The organism is Limibacillus sp. (assembly GCA_037379885.1).
Classification (GTDB): Bacteria; Pseudomonadota; Alphaproteobacteria; order Kiloniellales; family CECT-8803; genus JARRJC01.
This window is the reverse complement of record JARRJC010000101.1, coordinates 1-6,564: the sequence shown is the minus strand read 5'-3', so window position 1 is coordinate 6,564 and position 6,564 is coordinate 1. Positions and strand designations below refer to the sequence as shown.

Annotated in this window: 6 protein-coding genes; all 6 read right to left on the bottom strand. The window is 52.1% G+C overall.

Features of this window, described 5'->3' with window-relative positions; genetic code table 11:
• Positions 1-253: 253 nt before the first annotated feature.
• The 6 genes from P8X75_14845 to P8X75_14820 all read right to left on the bottom strand — a co-directional run bounded on the left by P8X75_14845 (position 254) and on the right by P8X75_14820 (position 6,378).
• Positions 254-1,300 (bottom strand): adenylate/guanylate cyclase domain-containing protein, encoded by a 1,047-nt coding sequence (locus P8X75_14845; protein ID MEJ1996458.1) that lies wholly within the window; start codon positions 1,298-1,300, stop codon positions 254-256.
• A complete protein-coding gene (locus tag P8X75_14840; GenBank protein ID MEJ1996457.1) occupies positions 1,297-1,674 on the bottom strand; it encodes a response regulator in 378 nt (125 codons plus the stop codon). Before P8X75_14840 ends, P8X75_14845 begins: the two co-directional genes overlap by 4 nt.
• Positions 1,675-1,726: 52 nt before the next feature.
• On the bottom strand, positions 1,727-2,092 hold the full coding sequence (locus tag P8X75_14835; protein MEJ1996456.1) for a response regulator: 366 nt from the start codon (positions 2,090-2,092) through the stop codon (positions 1,727-1,729).
• On the bottom strand, positions 2,092-4,686 hold the full coding sequence (locus tag P8X75_14830) for a response regulator (GenBank protein MEJ1996455.1): 2,595 nt from the start codon (positions 4,684-4,686) through the stop codon (positions 2,092-2,094). The genes P8X75_14835 and P8X75_14830 overlap by 1 nt, the downstream gene beginning before the upstream one ends.
• Before the next feature lie 46 nt (positions 4,687-4,732).
• Positions 4,733-5,503 (bottom strand): ABC transporter substrate-binding protein, encoded by a 771-nt coding sequence (locus P8X75_14825; protein ID MEJ1996454.1) that lies wholly within the window; start codon positions 5,501-5,503, stop codon positions 4,733-4,735.
• Between the two features lie 107 nt (positions 5,504-5,610).
• Entirely contained in the window at positions 5,611-6,378 is a 768-nt protein-coding gene (locus tag P8X75_14820) for a transporter substrate-binding domain-containing protein (GenBank protein ID MEJ1996453.1), read from the bottom strand.
• Positions 6,379-6,564: the final 186 nt, after the last annotated feature.

Genomic DNA, 6,564 nt, shown 5'->3' with positions numbered 1-6,564 from the left:
GGCCAGAGGTGTTCTTTGACGCTGATCAATCGACGCAACCCGCTGCCTCCAACAGTCCTAGACCAAACATATCCTTCGACTTGCCGGCGATCGCGCGTATGAGTCCGCTATTAGCCAATAGCGGACATATCTTGATGCATGCAACGCGCCCGCTACATGGTGATTAAGTAGTTCTTGTATGTTCCGGCGCCTGCTGCTCAAAAGGGAAAAAATACTGTGAATTCTTAGTAAGCGGGAAAATCAGAGGTCAAAACTAAGCACCTTTGACGCACTCGATCAATTCCACTGGCCCTTTCCCTTTTAACTCGACCATACCCTTTGATCTCCCCTCAAACGCGTCGTGAAGGTTCCTCCAAACGGAGGAACTGACGAGAACACTGTTTGGCTCAGCGTGGCTCATAATCCGAGAAGCTGTATTTACAGTGTCGCCCCAGATGTCAAAGCTGTAGTTCTTTTGTCCAATTACACCGCCGACTAGCGGGCCCATGTGGACCCCTGCTCGTATCTGCCATCCAGAAGGATGAGCTTTGACGCTTTCAACCATCTCTAATGCGGAACGGACGCTAGTGATCGCAGGGTCCTCCACATATTGAAGGAGCCCGGCCGTCGCCATGAAAGCGTCACCGATCGTCTTGATTTTCTCCATCCCGTTATTCAGAGCGATTTTCTCAAATTCCCCTACCAAGCCCTGCAAATGGGAAACGACCGTTTCCGCCGGGTGGTCGTCGCAATAGGTCGTGAAGTTAACGACGTCGCAGAAGAGAACAGCTACATCCTCAAAGTGCCGAGGCCTGACCGTATTTGTAGATTTAAGCTCATGTACGGCTGAGGCAGGCAATGTTGCATGAAGCAGCTCATCGACCCTCTTCTTTTCGAACTCTATCTGCTTTAGATAGCCTTCCTGCTGATCGCGCAGCTTTTTCTTTTCAAGACTTGCGCGGATCCGAGCCCGCAACAACGCGGCATTGAATGGCTTCGGCAAATGATCTTCTGCACCACCTTCGATGCAGCGCACGATGCTTTCCATCTGATCATCCGCTGAGATCATGATTACCGGGATACTCCGAAGTCGCATATCGGACTTCATTCTTTCTAGCGTCTCGTATCCGTTGAGGACCGGCATCATGATATCCAGAAGCACGAGATCGACACTTTCCTTTGCCAGGATATCAAGTGCATTCTGCCCATCGGTGGCTATCAAAACCTTCTCATAACCCTCCCGCTTCAGCCGCCGAATCAGGGTATAGCGGTTGTCCTCATTGTCATCGACGATCAAAAGCGCGGGTTGATCGTTGCTCATTCCGTGGGTGCTTCTTTAATGAGCCGCTCGATCTTGTGGAGCAGCCTTGGCATGTCGACCGGCTTGGTGTCGAAGTCATCACAACCCGCTTGTTGTGCTCGAGTCCGGTCTTCCTGCATTGCATGAGCTGAGAGTGCAATTACCGGAATATTCTTGGTTTCCACTTCTGACTTGATCCTCGCGATCGCCTCCCAGCCGTCTAATACGGGTAAGCCAAGGTCCATGATGATCAAAGCTGGAGATTCGGATTGCGACATGCGGACGCCTTGTTCGCCATCAGACGCGACAACAACCTCATAACCCTTTCGGCTGAGTCGCTGGGTCAGCATGTAGACGTTATCCTCGTTGTCCTCAACGTAAAGAATCTTGATCATTCAGCCTCTCGACTAGCAGCAGTTATGTGTTTGGTACCAAGAACAATCGCGATCAAGCATGGCTAAGCCCTTCGATCCGCGTCACGAGCGCCTTCATATCAACTGGCTTAGAGAAAAAGTCATCACAACCCGCTTCGATCGCTCTCCGTCGGTCCTCAGCCATTGCATAGGAAGAAACGGCGATAATTGGGATATCCTGCGTCTTTGGCGCTGCCTTCAGCAGCCGCGTTGCTTCCCAACCGTCCACCACCGGAAGATCAAGGTCCATCAAGATCACCGTTGGCTGCTCGGATCTGGCAAGTTCAAGACCCTTGCCGCCATCGCGCGCAATGAGCACTTCATAACCCTGCTTTCCTAGACGCCGCTTGAATAGGTAGATGTTGTCCTCGTTGTCTTCGATATAGAGAACCTTCAGCATCATACACCTACATTTGCCGACTCATGCTTGGCTACCTCAGAAATCATGCGCCGCATCTTCTCGAGCAGATCATCTCGGCTAAGGCCACGCTTCTGGATAATCGTACGGACTCCGCCGTTCAGCCGTAGATGGTCTTCCGGCGTCAAATCTGCCGCCGTTAGCACCACGACGGGGATCGAGCGGTGATCGCTTGACTGACGTAGCTGTTCAAGGAACTCGAACCCGTCCATCTCCGGCATCAAGATGTCGAGTAGAATCAGATCCGGCTTAGCGCTCTGAAGAGCGTTTATCCCGATTTTCCCATTTGCTGCCTCGGCTACTTTCCAACCACCCTTGGCAAAAATTCCCTTAAGCACGCTTCGTGTCTGTTCGTCATCTTCGATCAGCAAGACCTCAGGTGTCCTCTCCTGAGTGTGATAGCTCGCAAGGAGCCGCTTGAGCATCTCCCGGTCGATTGGTTTGGTTAGGTACTCAGAGGCGCCCAGTGCGAGCCCTCGCTCAGGTTGATCGAGCATAGTCACCATGATTACGGGGATGGCTGAGGTCGCGGTATCGGATTTGATCTGCTGCAAGAAATCCCAACCGTCTACCTCGGGCATAATGATGTCCAAGGTAATGACCGAGGGATTGAGGCGTTTCGCCAACTCGAGGCCTTCTCGACCATCTACCGCAGTGACTACATCGTACCCTTCCTTGGCGAGCATAACGCGCAGCAACTCTCTGGCTGTGCTGTCATCATCCACGACTAGAACCCTGCGATTCCGTGAGGACGCTTGCTCACTCACTGGAGCCTTCTCTTTTAGCGACGTATCCTCGTCTGCCTCAGCTGCGACAATTGCTCTACGGGGAATGATTAGATTGAATGTTGACCCTTTGCCGAACTCGCTTTTTACTTGAATATCGCCGCCCATCATACGTGCTAGGCGCCGGCTGATAGCCAAGCCTAATCCTGTCCCGCCAAAACGGCGGGTGGTCGATGTGTCGGCTTGGCTGAACTCTTCGAAGAGTCGGCCAATTTGTTCGTCGCTGAGTCCTATGCCTGTGTCGCTTACTGCCACCTCAAAAGTGTCATCGATAGGTTTCACGTCGATCTCTACACGTCCCTGCTCCGTGAACTTGCAGGCATTGCTGAGCAGATTCAAAACGATCTGACGCAACCGTGTTTGGTCCGCCGTGATAACGCCCAAGTCTGCTGGGCACGTCACTGAAAGAACGTTGCCATTCTTTTCGGCAAGCGGCCGGACGGTGGTGGCCGCTTCTTGAACTAATAGATCCAAATCAAACTCTTCGATATGCAACTCTAGCTTGCCGGCTTCGATCTTGGAGAGATCCAATATTTCGTTGATCAAGCTCAGAAGGTGCTTTCCAGCGCGCAAAATTCTTCCCAGTGGATCTACAAGATCGTCATTCCCCAACTCCTCCACGTCCTCTATCAGCATCTCAGTAATACCGATGATTGCGTTCAAGGGGGTGCGGAGTTCGTGGCTCATGTTGGCCAGGAAGCTGCCATCGTCAGTCTTCCGCTCGCTTATACGGATCCAACGGCCGTCGCTGCGTTGCTGAAGGTGCGTCGGGCCCGGGTTCTTATGGTGCTCAATTCGCTCATTGAGCCATCTTTCCGGATCATCAATTGCGTCCTTTATTAGCCCTCTCTCGGTGGCTTGGCGGATGATGCTTTCAAAGGATATTCCCGCGGTAATTAGTTCTCCCATACCGTGATACAGCAATTCCCTATAGCGGGCGTTGCAGACAACCAATAGATCATCCGGACCGTAGAGCGAGAACCCTTCAGAGATGCTTTCGATGGCATGTGATAGCTGCTTTTGCGCACGTTCAGCATTGATGGTAGCGGCGGCCAACTCGCGTGTACGCTCCTCTACCCTTTGTTCGAGTTCATCCCTAGCCTTCCGCAGGGCCTCCTCATCAGCCTGTTGACGCTTTTGCATTTCATTGAACGCCGATACCACCGTTCCCATTTCGTCGCGGCTCGCCCAATCCACGGGCGTGCGCCGCCCTTCCGTTCTTGCCCGGTTGATTGATTGAAGCAGCCTTTCAAGCGGGAGACCGATGGTCCGTTTGTGCGCGATCATGGCGGCCGAAATAATTGCGATCATAAGGAGAGCCGCCAAGCCGATTGCAATCCAGCGCCGCGCGCCTGAGTCGGCAATGATCTGAGAATCACTCAGGGCGATAGCCAAGCGCCCAATCGTGATTCTTTCGTTATCGTATTGATAGATAATACTCTTTTCGGCAAAAAACTCGTTCTGCTCGATCTGCTCGATATTCCCAATTGAGGCCACTAGAATGCCACCGTCGTCATAAACGGCTGCGGCCAAAACATCGGGGTCAATCTCAAGGGCAGAAAGGATTAGCTTTATTTGATCATCGGCCACATTCCAAAGAGATTCGGAGATGACAGCGCTTTGGATCGCGACTAGCTTCTCAAGTTTGCTGAAGAGCTTCTCCTCCGCCGAAATTCTCGCCGTGTACTCGACGATTCCGAAAACGGCAAAGATCGACAACAATACAAAAGGAACAATCAGAGATAGAAATTTTGCTCTGATAGAGCGGAATTCAAACGCCCGGCGCATCATCTATGCCGTCCCTTTCCAGAGTGCCGCAGGGTGACTGCTGGTCTCATCAATCGGGGAATGAATTCGCGAAATAATCCTCAGCCACACGATCTGGATCGATCTGCTTCAAACCGTTATTAAACCGCTCGAGCATTGCCCTTCCCGCCTCATCGTCACGAAAGCAGAGATAGAGTGTTTTGTCCTCCAAGGGTCTTTCGTTGAACTGGAGCTTGGTGCGGTAACCTCTCAAACTCGGTTCTGTCGCCTTCAGGTACTCCAGAACGAACTTGTCGATAACAACGGCGTCAATGCGCTTGCGCGCGAGCTTCTTCAAATTAGTTAGATCGTCGTTCGACGGAATTGCGATGACCCACCCCGTACCAACCTTCTTGTCCAACTCGTCGGTATTCGCATATCCCAAGACTGTCCCGATTTTGAGCTGCTGCTCTCCCAGAGAATCGACAGTGTCCCAAGTGATCGGAGCGTCTGCATGTTCGGCAAACCCGAGTGGGCCACTGCCGATTGGCTCCGATGCAACGAACCCGTCGCGATGGCGGCAATGGTATCCAGGATAGTAAGCGATCACCTCACCAGTGCCCTTTAGCGCTATATCAATAGCTCGCTTCCACGGGCGATATTCCACCGCGATTTCCATATCTATTTTATCGAATGCCGCCCGCACCACTTCTGTAGTGGCTCCACCACTGGGTAAGTCGCTTCCAGTATAAGGAGGCCAGTCTAAGGTGGAGAGGGTTACCTTCCCATCTGCAGAGGCGAAAGTTGCTGCACTCAGAAGAGCGGCCGCAAAGGCCAAGGTTCTCGCTGTCCAGAAGTTCATTTTCTATCTCCCTGTCTAAGCTTCTCACACTCACCAAGGATGAGTCTTCTCGTTGCTCGTCTAGTTGTTCAGGCATTCACCTGTTTAGAGGTTCAATTAATGCTTACTCAGTTCCGGAGACCATATCGCTTCTGAATACCCTGATACTCAGGAGTTTTCTTAAACGCTCTCAGCGCCTCCGAAAAACGGATGGCCAGATCGCTGTGGCCTGGTTTCCGACTAAAGAACAGGTAACCGGGCGTTTCGTCCAAGGTCGGAAGTAAGGGTCTTATGGTTTCCGCAAGATCCATTCGCCTTGCGTCGGCGAGCAGGGGCAAGCTGCTATCCAGCACTGAATCAATACGGCCCAAGGTCAATAGATTCAGCAAATTGTCGCGATTGTTTGTCTCTATTCGGATTGCGCCAGCGGCCTCCAAATCATCATCAACACCGGCGAAGGTATAGCCCTTGATCATCCCAAAGGATTTGCCTTGGAGTTCCGAGAAATCAGAGGTGGTGAGCGGAGAGTCGACGCGCACGAAAAGGGTGGCGTCATAGTAAAGAAGAGGCTCTTGAGGGTAGTGACTGTAGGCGGCTCTCTCGTCCGTCTTCGTGCCACACAGGCCCGCATCCACCTTTTTCTCTTCAACCGATTTAAGAACGCGCACCCATGGGTACCTCTGGAACTCAACCTGGTCGCCCATCAAGCGGACCGTGCCGGAAACAATTTCTGGACATGGCCCTGTCGGAATACCATCAACCCAAAAATAGTAAGGTGCCCAATCTTTATCCTCCACAGCCACTACTATCGTCTCAGCGACCGCGGAAAAAGGTATGATAGCCAAGATTAATGCAGCCGCAATTTGGCCAACAAATCTGCTCCCAAAATCATCCATAGACGTTCTCCCAATAACCCATCTTATTTGAAATGTTGACGTGGGTACATGCTTACGACTGGCGCGCTTTTTGCCATGGAAGTGAGACGGAAAAATGGGGCTTCGTTGAAAGTCCGCTCATAGCCAATAGCGGACATCCGGAACGCTACGTTTCACTCGAAACTCCCAGCGATCCTCGTAGCGAGT

What these genes read in the sequence shown, in the direction of transcription:
- P8X75_14845 (MEJ1996458.1), bottom strand. Translation starts at nt 1,300, where the DNA reads ATGAGCAACGATCAACCCGCGCTTTTGATCGTCGATGACAATGAGGAC.
- P8X75_14820 (MEJ1996453.1), bottom strand. Translation starts at nt 6,378, where the DNA reads ATGGATGATTTTGGGAGCAGATTTGTTGGCCAAATTGCGGCTGCATTA.
- P8X75_14835 (MEJ1996456.1), bottom strand. Translation starts at nt 2,092, where the DNA reads ATGCTGAAGGTTCTCTATATCGAAGACAACGAGGACAACATCTACCTA.
- P8X75_14830 (MEJ1996455.1), bottom strand. Translation starts at nt 4,686, where the DNA reads ATGATGCGCCGGGCGTTTGAATTCCGCTCTATCAGAGCAAAATTTCTA.
- P8X75_14840 (MEJ1996457.1), bottom strand. Translation starts at nt 1,674, where the DNA reads ATGATCAAGATTCTTTACGTTGAGGACAACGAGGATAACGTCTACATG.
- P8X75_14825 (MEJ1996454.1), bottom strand. Translation starts at nt 5,503, where the DNA reads ATGAACTTCTGGACAGCGAGAACCTTGGCCTTTGCGGCCGCTCTTCTG.